The 15224-nt window shown below is 36.7% G+C and carries 18 protein-coding genes; 13 read left to right on the top strand and 5 right to left on the bottom strand.

Translation table 11 applies throughout. The features are described 5' to 3' along the window. Nucleotides 1-151: 151 nt before the first annotated feature. The 6 genes from BK574_RS00540 to ablB all read left to right on the top strand — a co-directional run bounded on the left by BK574_RS00540 (nucleotide 152) and on the right by ablB (nucleotide 5375). Nucleotides 152-358: a hypothetical protein gene (locus BK574_RS00540; protein ID WP_139313812.1), complete on the top strand. Its 207-nt coding sequence runs from the start codon at nucleotides 152-154 to the stop codon at nucleotides 356-358. 173 nt (nucleotides 359-531) lie between these two features. Further along, nucleotides 532-1881, top strand: coding sequence for an aspartate aminotransferase family protein (locus BK574_RS00545; protein WP_078427037.1), 1350 nt, complete (start codon nucleotides 532-534; stop codon nucleotides 1879-1881). Between the two features lie 4 nt (nucleotides 1882-1885). Continuing rightward, on the top strand, nucleotides 1886-2569 hold the full coding sequence (locus BK574_RS00550) for a CoA transferase subunit A (RefSeq protein ID WP_078427038.1): 684 nt from the start codon (nucleotides 1886-1888) through the stop codon (nucleotides 2567-2569). Then, on the top strand, nucleotides 2554-3216 hold the full coding sequence (locus tag BK574_RS00555) for a 3-oxoacid CoA-transferase subunit B (protein WP_078427039.1): 663 nt from the start codon (nucleotides 2554-2556) through the stop codon (nucleotides 3214-3216). Before BK574_RS00550 ends, BK574_RS00555 begins: the two co-directional genes overlap by 16 nt. Nucleotides 3217-3238: 22 nt before the next feature. Then, entirely contained in the window at nucleotides 3239-4507 is a 1269-nt protein-coding gene (locus BK574_RS00560; protein WP_078427040.1) for a peptidase, read from the top strand. A 55-nt stretch (nucleotides 4508-4562) separates the two neighbouring features. Next, a complete protein-coding gene (gene ablB, locus BK574_RS00565) occupies nucleotides 4563-5375 on the top strand; it encodes a putative beta-lysine N-acetyltransferase (RefSeq protein WP_078427041.1) in 813 nt (270 codons plus the stop codon). Nucleotides 5376-5404: 29 nt separating this feature from the next. Here ablB and BK574_RS00570 read toward each other — a convergent pair whose 3' ends face one another. From BK574_RS00570 to BK574_RS00585, 4 genes are all read right to left on the bottom strand, one after another. Then, nucleotides 5405-5677 (bottom strand): YokU family protein, encoded by a 273-nt coding sequence (locus tag BK574_RS00570; protein WP_420796984.1) that lies wholly within the window; start codon nucleotides 5675-5677, stop codon nucleotides 5405-5407. Between the two features lie 6 nt (nucleotides 5678-5683). After that, on the bottom strand, nucleotides 5684-7105 hold the full coding sequence (kamA, locus tag BK574_RS00575) for a lysine 2,3-aminomutase (protein ID WP_078427043.1): 1422 nt from the start codon (nucleotides 7103-7105) through the stop codon (nucleotides 5684-5686). A 113-nt stretch (nucleotides 7106-7218) separates the two neighbouring features. Then, complete coding sequence (locus BK574_RS00580; protein ID WP_075386149.1) at nucleotides 7219-8619, bottom strand: sigma-54 interaction domain-containing protein; 1401 nt, start codon at nucleotides 8617-8619, stop codon at nucleotides 7219-7221. Between the two features lie 583 nt (nucleotides 8620-9202). Next, entirely contained in the window at nucleotides 9203-9721 is a 519-nt protein-coding gene (locus BK574_RS00585; RefSeq protein ID WP_075386150.1) for a ribonuclease H-like YkuK family protein, read from the bottom strand. A 175-nt stretch (nucleotides 9722-9896) separates the two neighbouring features. On the opposite strand from BK574_RS00585, the gene BK574_RS00590 reads away from it, so the two are divergent. After that, on the top strand, nucleotides 9897-10184 hold the full coding sequence (locus BK574_RS00590; RefSeq protein ID WP_078427044.1) for a HesB/YadR/YfhF family protein: 288 nt from the start codon (nucleotides 9897-9899) through the stop codon (nucleotides 10182-10184). A gap of 233 nt (nucleotides 10185-10417) precedes the next feature. Continuing rightward, nucleotides 10418-10705, top strand: a complete 288-nt coding sequence (locus tag BK574_RS00595) for a hypothetical protein (protein ID WP_078427045.1) — start codon at nucleotides 10418-10420, stop codon at nucleotides 10703-10705. Between the two features lie 36 nt (nucleotides 10706-10741). On the opposite strand, the gene BK574_RS28640 is transcribed toward BK574_RS00595, so the two are convergent. After that, on the bottom strand, nucleotides 10742-10870 hold the full coding sequence (locus BK574_RS28640; RefSeq protein WP_274379166.1) for a hypothetical protein: 129 nt from the start codon (nucleotides 10868-10870) through the stop codon (nucleotides 10742-10744). A 279-nt stretch (nucleotides 10871-11149) separates the two neighbouring features. Here BK574_RS28640 and BK574_RS00600 point away from each other — a divergent pair, with 279 nt between their 5' ends. The 5 genes from BK574_RS00600 to BK574_RS00615 all read left to right on the top strand — a co-directional run bounded on the left by BK574_RS00600 (nucleotide 11150) and on the right by BK574_RS00615 (nucleotide 15116). Continuing rightward, nucleotides 11150-11812: an SIMPL domain-containing protein gene (locus BK574_RS00600; RefSeq protein WP_078427046.1), complete on the top strand. Its 663-nt coding sequence runs from the start codon at nucleotides 11150-11152 to the stop codon at nucleotides 11810-11812. A gap of 91 nt (nucleotides 11813-11903) precedes the next feature. Further along, nucleotides 11904-12035, top strand: coding sequence for a hypothetical protein (locus tag BK574_RS28645; protein ID WP_274379382.1), 132 nt, complete (start codon nucleotides 11904-11906; stop codon nucleotides 12033-12035). A gap of 535 nt (nucleotides 12036-12570) precedes the next feature. Beyond that, complete coding sequence (locus BK574_RS00605) at nucleotides 12571-13776, top strand: alpha/beta hydrolase (protein ID WP_078427047.1); 1206 nt, start codon at nucleotides 12571-12573, stop codon at nucleotides 13774-13776. A 75-nt stretch (nucleotides 13777-13851) separates the two neighbouring features. Further along, complete coding sequence (locus BK574_RS00610) at nucleotides 13852-14769, top strand: aldo/keto reductase (RefSeq protein WP_078427048.1); 918 nt, start codon at nucleotides 13852-13854, stop codon at nucleotides 14767-14769. An 86-nt stretch (nucleotides 14770-14855) separates the two neighbouring features. After that, nucleotides 14856-15116 carry a DUF2535 family protein gene (locus tag BK574_RS00615; RefSeq protein WP_078427049.1) on the top strand — a complete coding sequence of 87 codons (261 nt, stop codon included), beginning with the start codon at nucleotides 14856-14858 and terminating at the stop codon, nucleotides 15114-15116. The last annotated feature ends 108 nt before the right edge of the window (nucleotides 15117-15224 follow it).

The raw sequence follows: 15224 nt of genomic DNA on the forward strand, positions 1-15224 counted from the left end.
TGCTCCTATCCTATTTGTTAATTATTATTATTAGAAAAAATTGTAAAATTATGCTTAGTAATTGTATTTCATTATTATTTATAGGCGATGAACCAAAATCTACTCCGACACATATGATTTATTATAATTTTAATATCAAGGGGAAATGGATATGGCAAAGAAATCGTCTAAAAAGAAAGTGCTACTTCCGCCAGTAAATAAGCATGAGTTTAATATGAAAGTGGTAACTTCTGATGTATGTTTCGCATGTAAAACGAAATGTAATCGAGGGATTAGGTATATGGAAAAAATGTCGCAGCCAGGGGCGATTGGAAAAGGGGTACCTTGTATCCTAACAAAAGGTAAAGGGTATAAATGAAGAGCACAAAAGCTGACTTGAAAATAAGTGTATTGCATCTCTTACACTGGAAGTAGGAGCTAAATGTACTTATAAGTCAGCTTTTTTCATGGCATTGACAGGGCGATTAGTGAATAAACTGAAGTAATATGAAATAACGACAATTTCCATTCTATTTTTATAGGAGGAAAGCGATGGGAAGAGGACATTTAATTAAACCGTTGCTAACTAGGAACTATCCCATTATTGATTCCGGTAAAGGGGTTTTTTTATATGACATTGATGGAAAGGATTATTTAGATGCTTCTTCAGGAGCAGTAACAGCCAATATTGGTCATGGTGTAGAAGAAATTGTTAATGCGATGCACGAACAAAGTAAAAAAGTATCCTTTGTTTACCGCTCACAATTTACGAATCAGCCTGCAGAAGAGTTAGCAGAGAAGTTGAGTGATATATCCCCTGGAACGCTCAATTGGTCTTTTTTTGTCAATAGTGGTACAGAAGCAATTGAAACCGCAATGAAAGTAGCTTTACAACATTGGCAAGAGAGAAAACGGCCAGAGAAACAGTTGTTCCTTTCTAGAAGACTAAGTTATCACGGAATAACGGTTGGTGCCTTATCATTATCAGGCTTTATCACACGCAGAGAACGATTTGAACCACTACTTGAAAACTATCCTTTATTATCTCCTCCTTATTGTTATCGTTGTCCATTCCACTCTAGTTATCCTAAATGTCATTTGCAATGTGCAGAAGAGTTAGAAGATGTAATTGAAAGATTAGGAGCAAAATATATTGCTGCCTTTGTCGCAGAACCGATTATCGGAGCGGCAGGAGGAGCTATTACTCCTCCTGATGGATATTATCAAAAAATACAAGAAATTTGTAACCGCCATGAAATTCTTTTCATAGCTGACGAAGTGATGACAGGTATGGGGAGAACAGGAAAAATGTTTGCTGTTGAACATTGGGGAGTTACTCCAGACATCATGGCGATTGGAAAAGGGCTAAGTGGTGGTTATACACCAATAGCCGCAACACTTGTTTCTGATGAAGTAATTGAACCAATTGAAAAAGGTTCGAAAGTGATTATGAGTGGCCATACATTTAGTGCTAACCCGCAGTCATGTGCAACCGCTTTGGCGGTAATTCAATACACATTAAAAAATAATATTATCGATAACGTCACTGAAAGAGGTGAAATGTTAAAGACGAAGTTAGCTCCTCTAATGAAGCGGTTTTCATTTATTGGGGATGTTCGCGGGAAAGGTTTGCTGTTAGGGATGGAATTTGTAGAAAATGCTCGATTAAAAAAGACTTTCCCTAGGGATTGGAATATCAGTCAGATGGTTATTGATCACGCTATGGAATCTCAACTATTGTTATATCCAGCGGCTTCAGGTCATAACGGGTTAGATAATAATGGAGTATTACTTGCACCACCGTTAACAATTACAAATAAAGAAATCGACCTACTTGTTGAGCGGTTAGCAAAATCATTCCTTTTAACCGAACAAAGTTTAGCTCTAAAAGAAAGGAGTTAAGCGAATGTCATACCAGAAAGTTAAATCTAGTCATGAAATTTTCGATTTTGTAAAAAGTTCAACCACGATGATGATTGGTGGTTTTGGTGGAGTAGGAAGCCCTCCTACCATCATTGATACTCTTTTACACAGCGATATTAACTCATTGACGATTATTAGTAATGACGCTGGGTTCCCTAATATCGGAATTGGTAAATTAGTATGTAGCAATAAAGTCAAAAAAATGGTGACAACACATATTGGTTCAAATCCAGTAGCTGGTCAAATGATGAACGAAAAGAAGTTAGAAATTGAATTTGTTCCACAAGGGACGTTTGCTGAACGAGTTAGAGCAGGTGGAGTCGGCCTTGGCGGTATCCTCGTAGATAGTGGTCTACAATCATTAAATTCATCGAAGGAAAATAGGATGACTATCGGTGGTAAGTCGTATTTTGTCGAATCTCCTCTTGTAGCTGATATATCGATCATTTATGCTAAAAAAGCTGACACTTATGGAAATCTTATTTATGATAAAACCGCTAGAAATATGAACCCGTTAATGGCAATGGCTGGGGAGGTTACGATTGTGGAAGTCGAAGAAATTGTTCCAGCTGGTACCCTTGATCCCGAAATGATTGTGACCCCTGGTATTTTTGTAGATATCATCATTGAAAGTAAAGGGGTGAACTGGAAATGGGCTTGGGAGTAGAAGATCGTATACGCATGGTAAAACGGGCAGCAAAAGAAATTAGACCACTCATGTGTGTGAATTTAGGGATTGGGATTCCTACGCTCGTTGCTGACTTTATACCTGAAGAATGGAATGTCATGTTTCATGCCGAAAATGGTATTTTAGGCGCTGGTCGGAAACCAGCTTCAGGAAGTGAAGATGAAAACTTATGTAATGCAGGTGGTTACCCCATTACATTGAGTAAAGGTGGCTCTTATTTTGATAGTGCAACTGCTTTTGCGATTGTTCGTAAACAATTACTCGATATGACGATATTAGGGGGTCTAGAAGTAAGTGAGCAAGGGGACTTGGCCAATTGGATTGTTCCAGGAAAACGAGTTCCAGGAATGGGCGGAGCCATGGACTTGGCGGTAAATGGGAAAAAACTCGTCGTCATGATGAGCCATACTGATAAGCAGGGAAAATCGAAAATCGTAAAAAAATGTGGATTGCCACTAACGGCTACTCAATGTGTAAATTTAATCATAACTGAAAGGGCAGTTATTGAAGTAGGTGAGGCAGGTTTAATTTTAAAAGAAACGATGGACCGTTATTCTGTAGAAGATATAGTAGCTAACACGGGGTGTACGCTTACTATACCACCTGATATTGAAAAATTTCAGTAGTATGCACATCAGGAGGGATCAAATGAAAAACTATCAAACGTTAATTCACTCGTGGATCCATGACAATAAAGTGATTGGGATTGAACTGTTACAAAACCTTGTCCGTAAACGAAGTGTGCAAACGAATGAATATGAGGCCCAACAAGTCATAATAAATCATCTCAAGAAGCTTGATTTAGAAATAGACGAATGGGAAGTGGCAGGAGAAGTTTTTAATCATCCTTATTTTTGTTCAACAAGAAAAGATTTCTTAAAAAGTCCTAACATTGTTGCTGTTAAGAGAGGAAGTGGCAATGGGAGGTCAATCATTTTAAATGGACATATTGATGTTGTACCTGAAGGAGACTTAAGTCAGTGGACGGATGATCCGTACAGTGGCAAAATAGAAAATGGTAGAATGTATGGACGAGGAACAACGGATATGAAAGGGGGAACCGTTTCACTTTTATTAGCGATTCAAGCTTTGAAGGAACTAGGAATTGAATTAAACGGTGATGTTATTTTTCAAAGTGTGATTGAAGAAGAAAGTGGTGGTGCTGGAACATTGGAAACAATTATTCGTGGCTATAAAGCAGATGCTGCGATTATTCCAGAACCAACCAATATGAAAATTTTCCCGAAGCAACAAGGCTCGATGTGGTTTCGACTTACTATTAAAGGGCGTTCTGCTCATGGCGGTACTCGATATGAGGGAGTCAGTGCAATTGAAAAATCGCTGCCAGTTATTCAAGCGATCCAAACACTTGAGAAAATACGAAATGCTAGAATTGTAGATCCACTTTATCAAAATACACCAATTCCCATTCCGATTAACCTTGGCGTTATTAAGGGGGGAGATTGGCCTTCTTCTGTTGCGGATGAAGTTACGATTGAAGGGAGAATTGGTGTTGCACCAGATGAAGAAATGGCCCACGCCCAAGAGGAATTAAAACAATGTTTACAAGATCTAGAAAGTGTGGATCCTTGGATTAAGGAGCATCCTATAGGTATCGACTGGTTTGGTGCTAGATGGGTACCTGGTACGATTGATGAAGAGCACCCGTTAATGGGAATTCTTCAAACAAAGTTCAGCGAAGTAAAACATACAAAGCCAACCATTGAAGCTTCGCCGTGGGGCACAGACGGTGGTTTATTAGAAAAGCTAGGTGGAATCCCTGTCATAGTATTCGGACCTGGTACGACGCAAACTGCTCATTTTCCAAATGAATATATTGAACTTGAAAGAATGTTTGAAGTAGCAGAAATTATCGCTCTTACGTTAATAGATTGGTGCGGAGTAAAAGAGCAATAGAGCAATAGAGTGAGTTTACTGTAACTATTGTAAGAGCAGATGAGTAGGTGAGAATTTGAATAATCATATTGATGTAGATTCATATAATGAACGGGTTGTTGCTTATTTTCCGACGTACAACGAACAGGAAATTGGGGATCTTGAACAGACACAACGACAACATCAACCATCGAAAACCATTATATACCTAAAAAAAGAATATGTTTCACTTTTCGTAAAGAAAGGATATAGAATGGAAGGGAGCATTATTGGCTTTTTTAACGGAGTTGATGGATATGTTGTCAGTTTATACGGAAGTAAGGAAAGAAAGACTTCTAAGAAAATCGATCAACAAGGCAAGATTTTAAAAACGGTTGAACAAATCAAACCCATTCACAAACTGCCGCCATTAGACACAAAGTATTCTATACGTCTAGCAAGTCATCAAGACGTTAAGGGACTTGTACAGTTATATGATACGGTGTTTCAAAAGTATCCAACGCCAGTCTTTGATGAAAACTATGTAAGGAAAGTTATGAATGACGATTACTTCTATATCATCATCAAGGACGGAGAAAAGGTGGTTAGTGCAGCCTCAGCAATGATCAACCCGTTTCGAAGTGCAGAAATAACCGACTGCGCAACCGATCCGAATTATCGAGGGAAACAGTTCCTCTCCCAAATTATTATTAGGTTAGAAGAAGAATTAATTAATCGGGACGTTAATTATGCGTATTCATTAACACGAGCACTATCGGCTGGAATGAACGTGACTATTAAACGATTAGGTTATAAGTACGGAGGGAAGTTAATTAATAATTGCATTATAAGTAGTGGATTTGAAGATATGTGTATCTGGTCTAAACAGCTAAAGAAGGCAGACTCTTAAAAATAGATTCGAGTCTGCCTTCTTTATTTTTACATTCTAAAATAATTTTTCTTTAGAGTACGTGGTTTGTTCATTAAGTCATCATAGTTTACAGCATGGGGGAGGTCATGTGTATGAATAAGGAATAAATGGTCTTCAATTTCTTGTACAAGTGATTCGCTAATATAATTCATTCCACACGATTGACAATAAACCGACGGAATATTGTGAATTTGAATAGCTTTTAATCCGTCGGGTAACTCCCAATAGGCTTCTTTTGTCGTTTGTACTGTATTATTTGACTGACACCATTCACATGTTATCATACGTTAGTTCTCCTCCTTTTGTGTATGATCGCTTCCATTTTGTTTCATTTTGAGTTGTTCTGTTTTCCACTTTTTCTCTTTCATTTCGTCTCGTTTTTGACGACGATCTTTTAAAGTTTGATGGTTTTCATCGCTTTGATAATTTTTACGACGGTCAATACGGTGTAGTCCCTCTGGTATTAAAGCTGTTTGTTCATCCTTCATTAATGAATGAATGCCAACTGAAGGCTCATTTCCAGTTATTCCATAATGGTTGGCAAAATAATCGTCTGCTTTTCCTGGTTGATAATGATCTGGTTCTGGATACGTTGTAATCACGCCTTCGAAATTACGTAGGACTACTTTATTTGCAGATTGTGAAATTAAATAGTTAGGTTGTAACGCAATTTTACCACCACCACCTGGAGCATCGACGACGAAAGTAGGTACAGCATAGCCGCTAGTATGACCACGCAAAGCTTCGATAATTTCTAATCCTTTTGAAACTGGAGTACGGAAATGACCAATTCCTTCTGATAAGTCACATTGGTAAATATAATAAGGACGAACACGAATTTTTACTAAATCATGCATTAATTTTTTCATAATATGAGCGCTGTCGTTAATTCCAGATAAAATTACAGCTTGATTTCCTACGGGAACTCCTGCGTTGACAAGCATCTCACAGGCTCTTTTAGAGTCTTCTGTAATTTCAAAAGAAGTATTAAAATGTGTGTTTAACCAGACGGGATGGTATTTCTTTAAAATAGTACATAAGTTCTCTGTGATTCGTTGTGGGAAAACGACTGGAGCTCTTGTACCAATGCGAATAATTTCAACATGAGGAATAGCTCGTAAACCTTTTAAAATGTATTCTAAGATTTGGTCGTTCACAAGGAGGCCATCTCCACCTGAAATCAAAACATCACGAACTTGGGGTGTATTACGAATATATTCAATCGCACCATCTAACTGTTTCTTAGGTACTCCCATCCCTATTTGCCCTGAAAATCTACGGCGCGTACAATAGCGACAATACATCGAGCATTGGTTGGTCACAAGAAATAATACTCGGTCAGGATAGCGATGTGTAAGACCTGGGACAGGTGAATCTTCGTCTTCTGATAAAGGATCTTCTAAGTCATACTTTGCTTTTTCAATTTCTTTAGAAATAGGAACCGATTGCATACGAATAGGGCATCTCGCATCATCTGGGTTCATAAGAGAAGCATAGTAAGGTGTAATATTTAGTGGAATGGTTTTTGTAGAGATTTTTACGCCTTCCTCTTCATCTGGTGTTAAGTTGATCACTTTTTTTAAATCATCAAGTGTTCGGATCGTATGTGTTAACTGCCATAGCCAGTCGTTCCATTGTTCCTCAGTAACATCTTTCCATAATTCTATATCTTTCCAATTTCTTTTAGGTTTATATAAATTTAATTTCATGATTATCCCTCCTTGCTGCTTACTTTTACAATTGCAATTTTCATGCCAAAATGTAGAAGTAGGAAGGAGAAGCATTACTCCAAATAACTAAACAGTAAAGTGCCGAAAATTGGTCATTTCGTTATGTTATATTTTTTCATTTTATATTGTAGCGTTTGTCTAGGAATGTTTAGTGTTTTTGCGGTTTGCAAAATATTTTGGTTGTTTTGCTGAAGCGCTTTTTTAATCAAGCTTTTTTCAAATTTCTCAACTTCAGTTCGAAAAGAAATAGGTTGGCTTTTAGTTGAATGAGAAGAGTAATTTAGATGCACGGGGAGATGATCTTCAGTGATGGTGTCTCCATCAACAACGTTCATAGCGGACTCAATGGCATGTTCTAATTCACGCACATTGCCTGGCCAATTATATTGTTGGAAAAAGGAATAGACGTTATTGTCAATAATCGTAACGGCCTTGCCGAAACGTTCGTTGTATTTTGATAAAAAGTACTTGGATAAAATAGTTAGATCTTCTTTTCTTTCGCGTAAAGGAGGAATATTGAGGGTGACGACACTAATTCGATAAAATAAATCTTGCCGTAATTTATCCGCTTTAATGCAATGAGACGGGTGTTCGTTCATAGCCGTTATTATACGAACATTACATTGTATACCTTTTGTACCACCAATTCTACGAACGATCCCATCTTCAATGACGCGCAGGAGCTTAGCTTGCAAGTCGATCGGCATGGAATTAATTTCATCAAGAAATAAGGTGCCGTTATGAGCTAGTTCAAATAATCCTGGACGTTCCGTTGCACCAGTAAAGCTGCCTTTAGTTGTCCCGAATAATATACTTTCGAGTAGACTAGCAGGGATTGCAGCACAATTTTGTGCTATAAATGGTCCGTTTTGTCTTATCGAAGCATTGTGGATAGATTGTACAAAAAGTTCCTTTCCTGTTCCTGTCTCTCCATAGATTAGTATAGGAGAAGTTGTCTTAGAAGCTTTCGCTGCGATTTGTTTCAACCGATTTAATGTATCATTGTTAGTAATGATATTTTCAAAATGAAATGTTGCACTACTTGTGGCATGTTTTTTTTTCAAAAATGAATCCTTCTTGTTTACTTTTTCTTGTAGTTCTACTAGCTTTTCAGATAGCTGTTTGATTGCAGAAAGGTTTTTAGAAATCTCAACAGCCCCGACCATTTTATTTTGTTGGTAAATCGGCATTGTTGTATTAACCGTATCAATAAGCATTCCCCTGACATTAGAAAATTGTTGTTTTTGATAATATATGGGCGATCCATGTTTGATAACTTGTAGTAATGTACTCGTTTCTTCGGTTAAGGAAGGAAATACGTCGAGGACATGCTTATGAATAACTTCATTGGCGTCGACTCCATCTAATTTTGCGGCGACTTTATTGTAATAGATCGTATAGCCGTTTAGGTCAACAACATGTATGCCTTCATCAATCGTATCAAAAATGGCGTGAAGTAAATCTGGGTTAGTCTGCGTACCTTCTAATGTCATGTCTTTTCCTCCTTTTCAATTGCTCAAAAGTTGGCAAAGGAGAGCCTGAAATTTGGCACTTACTATATATCATACATATGTTCGTTTTTTCAGAATTATGAAATAAGAAGTGAAAAGATTATATTCAACATACGAAATAGCCACCACCAGATTGGTTGTAGCTATTTTGCGGATAAGTAATCCCTCATCAACTGGCAGTAATCCTCCCACTTCAAGACTTCGAGGTATCAGAGAAGGATAAGTTGTAGAAGAGGTAAACCCTCACTGATGGAAGCTTCACTTTATTGTTTTGAGACTTAAGTGTGAACTATTTCGGTTGAAAGTGATTGGAATGCATTTTAATCAAATCATCTTTTTGTTGTGTTGAGATCACTTTAAGCTTGTGCAATAAATGGGCGTACTGAACAACTTTCTTATTTCTTCCCATTTTCATCACCTTTTACGTTAGTGTTACTTTATAATATTCCCTTCGGTAAAAAAAGTTTCTCTAGTGCAAAATAAAACCAAGCCTATTTTTGTACGTTAGAGTTATTGTAGATTTAGAGGAATAAAGCAGCGGAAAATGTACTGTATGACATAACTTTTATTTGGTGTATCGATTAGCATAAGAAGAAGCTACGAAAGATTGTGGTTTAATGAGTGGTTTCATTCCGAGCTCCTCTATCCGTTTTACCATTTCTTCCACATATACTTTAGTTTTGTTTCTTTCTCCCTGTCCAACGTCAATATGACCTTCGATTGTTAAGGAGCTTCCTTCTTTAATGTAAGGTAGGATGATATTTATAAGATGTCTTTTACGTTGTGGCGTAAACAACTGAGCAATTTGCTCGGTTAATGTTGTTTCAATGGAGATTTTTGAATGTAGACATTCAACTCGTGTCGGTACATCAAATTTCCGTATACAACCCCATGCCCCTTTTCCTTCACGACGGATGACGATACCAGTGACAAACCGAGTAGAACGACCATGCACTTGGGAATCGGTTCCAATGATTAATCGATAAGTTGATGCTGGTTCCTTTTCAATAAATGCACATATATAATGAAACACATCTTGAAAGGTCATTTGTTTTCGAGAAAGGTTTTGAAAGGATAACCCCATTCATCCTCCTCCTTTTACAAGTATTTTTAGTACTAGTTGTGTTAAACTTTATGTTGTGGCAAGCTTTTCCTATTCCAATTGTTTTCAAATTTTCAAACGAGATTGTTCCTTGAAGATGTGTTATAGTTAAAATGACGAAACAGAGTAGTACAACGAGACGTTAGGAGTGTTGGAGATGAATATCGAAGTCACAAAACCAGCATATCAGTGGTTTAAAGATGAATTTAGCCTAGAAGGAAATGAATATATGAGGATTTTTGTCCGTTATGGTGGTTGTGGTAGCTTTCAACAAGGTTTTTCTTTAGGAATTACGAAAGAAGAACCAAAGGATGCGGCAATTGAAGTTGATGTTGAAGGGAATATCTTCTTTATTGAAAAAGAAGATATGTGGTATTTTGATAATCAAGGGTTGAAAATTAAGTTCAGTAGAAATAAAGAGGAAATTGAGTTTGTAAATGCGTAAATTTTAGGCCGAATTTTTCGGTCTTTTTTTATCCCGCAACAACTGGCAGAAATACCCCCACATCCCGATCTCGAGGAATCAAAGAAGGATTAGTGCGCTACGTCCTGTGGCCACGTCTGTGTGACCCACAACGTGTGGGCCTCAACTAACCAGCAGTGGGGGAAGAGGAAAGCCCTCACTGATGAATTTTCACTTTATGAATTTGAAGATAAAAATATTAAAGCTCACCAACCTTGCCATGGTTACTATGGCTTAATAATGAAAATGTTGATATTAATCAGTTGGAAGAGGAAATTCCAACCCGCGCCAAAGCCGTAAGTGATGAATATTATCAATATGGTTCCGTATTAATGAGTGAATTTCTTGAAGGTTATGTATGGTATAAGGCTTATACAGAGGAATTTGCTGTAAGTGTAATTCTTATCAAAAGCAAAGAACAACCCATTATAATCACGATCCATACTCCTCGTGATAAGGAGGTAATTCCACCATTTTTAGCTATGGCAGAAACAGTTGAATGATCTCAACAGGAAAAGTAACAGCTCGCTTATGAGCTGTTATTTTTTCTTTTTTCTTTTCTTTGGTTGATCAACGAGTTCACTTGAAACCTCTTCATTAAACATGGATTCAGTTGGTGTTTGGTTGTTAGTCATCGCTTTTCCTTCTTGAGGGCGTCGTTTCTTCATCATAAAAACCTCCTTTAATCGTTACGTGTAATAGTTTCACCCAAATAACGAAAATTACCCATAATGATTTAACGTTTTTCATGAACAAAAGTTAATGTTTCAATATAGCTTTTTTTTTCGAGATTAGAAGAAAGAACAATAAATAAAATGGTGAACCATATAATGAATTTAAGGCTAAGATTTATGTTGAATTTTCATTGTATTTACATCATATTGTTTCCTACCTTAAAAGGTTTAAGGGATTGAAAAGGTCTTAGTGAATATTGGGGGAGGTTTAAAATGTATTTTCAACAAAATCGAAATTCATTAGAAGCTAACCGAAATCGTCTTACTGTTGTTGGAGAAGGAGAAGTAGCTGCAACACCAGATATTATTCAGATTACATTAGGGATAAGAACTGAAGGGGAGAGCGCTAATGAAACGATTCAAACGAACGCTCGTATCGCAAATCAAATTATCGAGAACTTGGAGAATAGTGGAATTCCTCAAGATAGAATTGAAACAAAGTCGTATAATGTAAGACCCATGTATGATTATATTGATGGAAAAAGCATTCTTAGGGGATATGAAGTGGAGCATTTATTTGAAGTTACAATGACAGACGTCAACCAAGTTGGTGAAGTGTTAAGCGCAAGTGCCAAAGCAGGTGCCAATGTTATGCATGGGTTACAATTCAAAATCTCTAACCCACTTGAATATTATTTACAAGCGCTTGCAATTGCAATACAAAGTGGAACACAAAAGGCTAACCATATTAGTGAACAAATAGGTGTAACTCTCGATTACCCACCACTAAGCATTACTGAAATTAGTGATCAACCGATTTCTGTATTTCAACCAGAAGGAAAAGTACTATCGACTGCCTTTGCTGCAACTCCCCCTATTACGACACAAGATGTTCTGATCCAAGCGAAAGTAACGATGGTATACTCTTACAATTAATTGTCACAATTTCGCCATAACCAGTATGAAGATATATGTTACTATATATATAGTAATAAACGTATTAAGATTTCAAATAGGGGTGAATGGAATGAGCGGAGTAGCATTAATAGCAATCTTAGGGATTGGCGGAATGGTAATGGTCATTAGTATCTTAATGTCAGTTATGTTTATGAAAATGTCTGAGGCAGATGAGAAAGATCCATTTCACTCTCAACATTAATTTTAAATAATAATCAACAGACTAATAGACTATCGCTAATAATGGCGGTAGTTTTTTGCATTCATAAGAAGTAAAGAGTACGATCGTTTTATCCGCAAAAACTGCCAGTAACAATATTAAATGAACACAGACTAAATGCGCCACTTTATCGAGACAGATTGGAAATAATAATTGAGAAATGAACATCGTGGAGTTCAATTAAAGAAAATCAAAATTTTCCTTCCTGCGCTAATATTTCAAGATAAAAAAACAAATACTACAGATAAGAAAAGAGAATCGTATATTGGCGGTTCTTTTTTGTTCTTGAAATCCAACTTTTAAAAGAGGGTTAAAATTGAATGGATTAAGGAAATACATATGTTTTAATTTCGCTATTGTTGCTGATTTATCGTATTGTTTCTAGAATTATATAAAATTGTGTAAAATTACATAAAAAAAACGCAAAAATTCAAACAATTTCTGAAATGATTATGATATAATTTTATTAAAATAGTTTTCAGAATATTGAGTTATCGAGAGAGAGATGGGGGACTCTATGAGTAAATATAAAATAAATACACCGATATTTTTCATAATAATCAGAAATATTTTTGTTGGTCTGGCTGTATTTGCTCTCTTATTTGCTGTTGTTGTGTTCATATCGGTTGAACAGTGGGCATCAAAAGAAGAGGGGAAATTACCAGTAAAAACAGCTGTCATTTTACATGCCGTCAATGAAAATCTTGTACCATTAGATATAGAAATACCGAATTTTGTTAGAAGTAGTGGTGGAAGAAGTACGATGGTAAGAGAACATATTAATATTCCTGTTCGGGACGGATCCACCATCGCTGGAAAAGTGTATCGCCCAAATGGAGATGGACCATATCCGATCATCATGTATTACCATGGAGGAGCATTTCTTGAAGGTTATGGCAGTATCGATACACATGAAAATATTGTCCGAGCTTTAGCAGCTCGAACGCAAAGCATCGTTGTTGCTGTTGGCTATCGAGTCGCACCCAAACATGTCTTTCCTACTGCAATAGAAGACGGGTATGACGCACTTCTATGGGTGTATGATAAAGCTGATGAATGGAATGGAGATGTTGGGAAGATAGCTGTAGCTGGGGATAGTTCAGGCGGAAATATCGCTACAGTTGTTGCCACGTTGTCTAGAGATGAAGATGGTCCAGAGCTAACGGCACAAGTTCTATTTTACCCGTTAACAACATTCCAAGATGTGGCGTTACCTTCACGAACCGTTTATGATAGTGGTTACTATCTACTTTCTAGAAGTGTTATGTATTTAGCAAGAGATAAATACACACCTGACCAAGAAATGTGGTCAAGTCCATATACTTCACCGCTAGAGGCGGAAGATTTATCGGGGCTACCACCGACTTTAATTATAACGGCTGAATTCGACCCACTCCGTGATGAAGGGGAAGCGTATGGAAAACGACTAAATGAATTTGGAGTTCCAGTTGAAACGTATCGCTATAAAGGGGTTATGCACGGATTTATTTCTTTCTATGAAGTTATGTACCGTGGAAATCACGGATTACAGCAATCAGTCCACTACTTAAGAAATGCATTTCATGAGGAAATTGCATATGAGGAGTACTCTGTGAAAGTCATAGATATACAAGATGGAAAAGAAACGCTTCGAGATCAACTAGAAGCTTATGCTATGGCCGGTTTCTTGATAGGAAGGCAAGCGTTTTCAATGTTACCAACTCAATATACAATTATTAAATAAAGCTGACTTAATATATTTGATAACCGTCCATAAATTTGATTAACTAAAAAGAGAAGTGAATGGAAGGTGATAGAATTGTTAAAACAGCAATTAGGAACAAGTGAGTTATTCGTATCTGAAATTGGTTTAGGATGTATGTCGTTGAAAGCTTCAAATGAAAAAGATGCGGTTGAAATTATTCATAAGGTGATCAACAATGGAATTAACTTTCTAGATACGGCTGATTTATATGAATTTGGAATGAATGAACAAATGGTTGGAAAAGCAATCAAAAGAAAAAGAGATCAAGTTATATTAGCATCAAAAGTTGGAAATCGCTGGAGGGAAAATCAAGAGGGGTGGAGTTGGGATCCATCAAAAAAGTACATTAAATCAGCCATTAAAGAAAGTCTCCGTCGGCTTGAAACTGACTATATTGATTTATACCAACTACACGGTGGTACGATAGAAGACCCAATAGATGAAACAATTGAAGCATTTGAAGAACTAACAAAAGAGGGACTAATTCGATATTATGGTATTTCATCGATTCGCCCTAATGTTATAAAGGAGTTTGCTACAAAATCAAACATTGTTAGTGTTATGATGCAGTATAGTATCCTAGACCGACGTCCAGAGGTTGAATTGTTCGATTTCTTGAATGATCATAACATTAGTGTTATCGCTAGAGGGCCATTAGCAAAAGGAGTCGTTTCTTCGAACTGGAGACAGAAGCTAGGTAACGGTTTTCTCGATTATCGAAAAGAAGAATTAGAAAAAATATTGCCTTCCATTGAATCTGTGTTAGAAAATGAACAAACGATGACGAGTTTAGCTCTTCGTTACGCTACAGCACCTCAAACGGTTGCTGCGACCATACCAGGTGCGAGGACTATGGAACAGGTAACGGACATCTTAAATGCGTATGATCAATATAACAGTATATCGCAACATCAATTGGAAAAGGTAAAAGTACTAACTAGAGCACAAAACTATACTGCCCACTTAACATAAGATTTCGTAAATTTTTATCTAGAGTATTGTTCGTAATAAAAAAATAGGTTATTCTATTTATAGAACGATATTGGGGTGGTAATTGTATGGCAACTAAAAATATCGAGCTCTTACATATGAGCGGGCAGAAATATAAAATAACTGATATTCCGATTGTAAATCACGATGTCTTTGTCGTTAATTACTATTTACAACTGTTAATTGATGAGGTTGAAAAAAGGGCCATACCAAAAGATACTTATTCATTTTCGAGTTTTGTCATAAAGAAAAGTGGGTTAAAAGAATACAATAAAATCAAATCTCAGAGAATCACAAAAATATTGCACCAACTTGTCCCCTCTAGTTAGCAAATAGTAGTATATGGAATGATCTTAACTGTGAATACAAACATTTAAATAATAACAAGAGCTAGATTAACTAAATGGATAGCTAATCTAGCTCTTTCTTTGGTCTTC

It is taken from the genome of Alkalihalobacterium alkalinitrilicum, assembly GCF_002019605.1.
GTDB classification, from domain to species: domain Bacteria; phylum Bacillota; class Bacilli; order Bacillales; family Bacillaceae_F; genus Alkalihalobacterium; species Alkalihalobacterium alkalinitrilicum.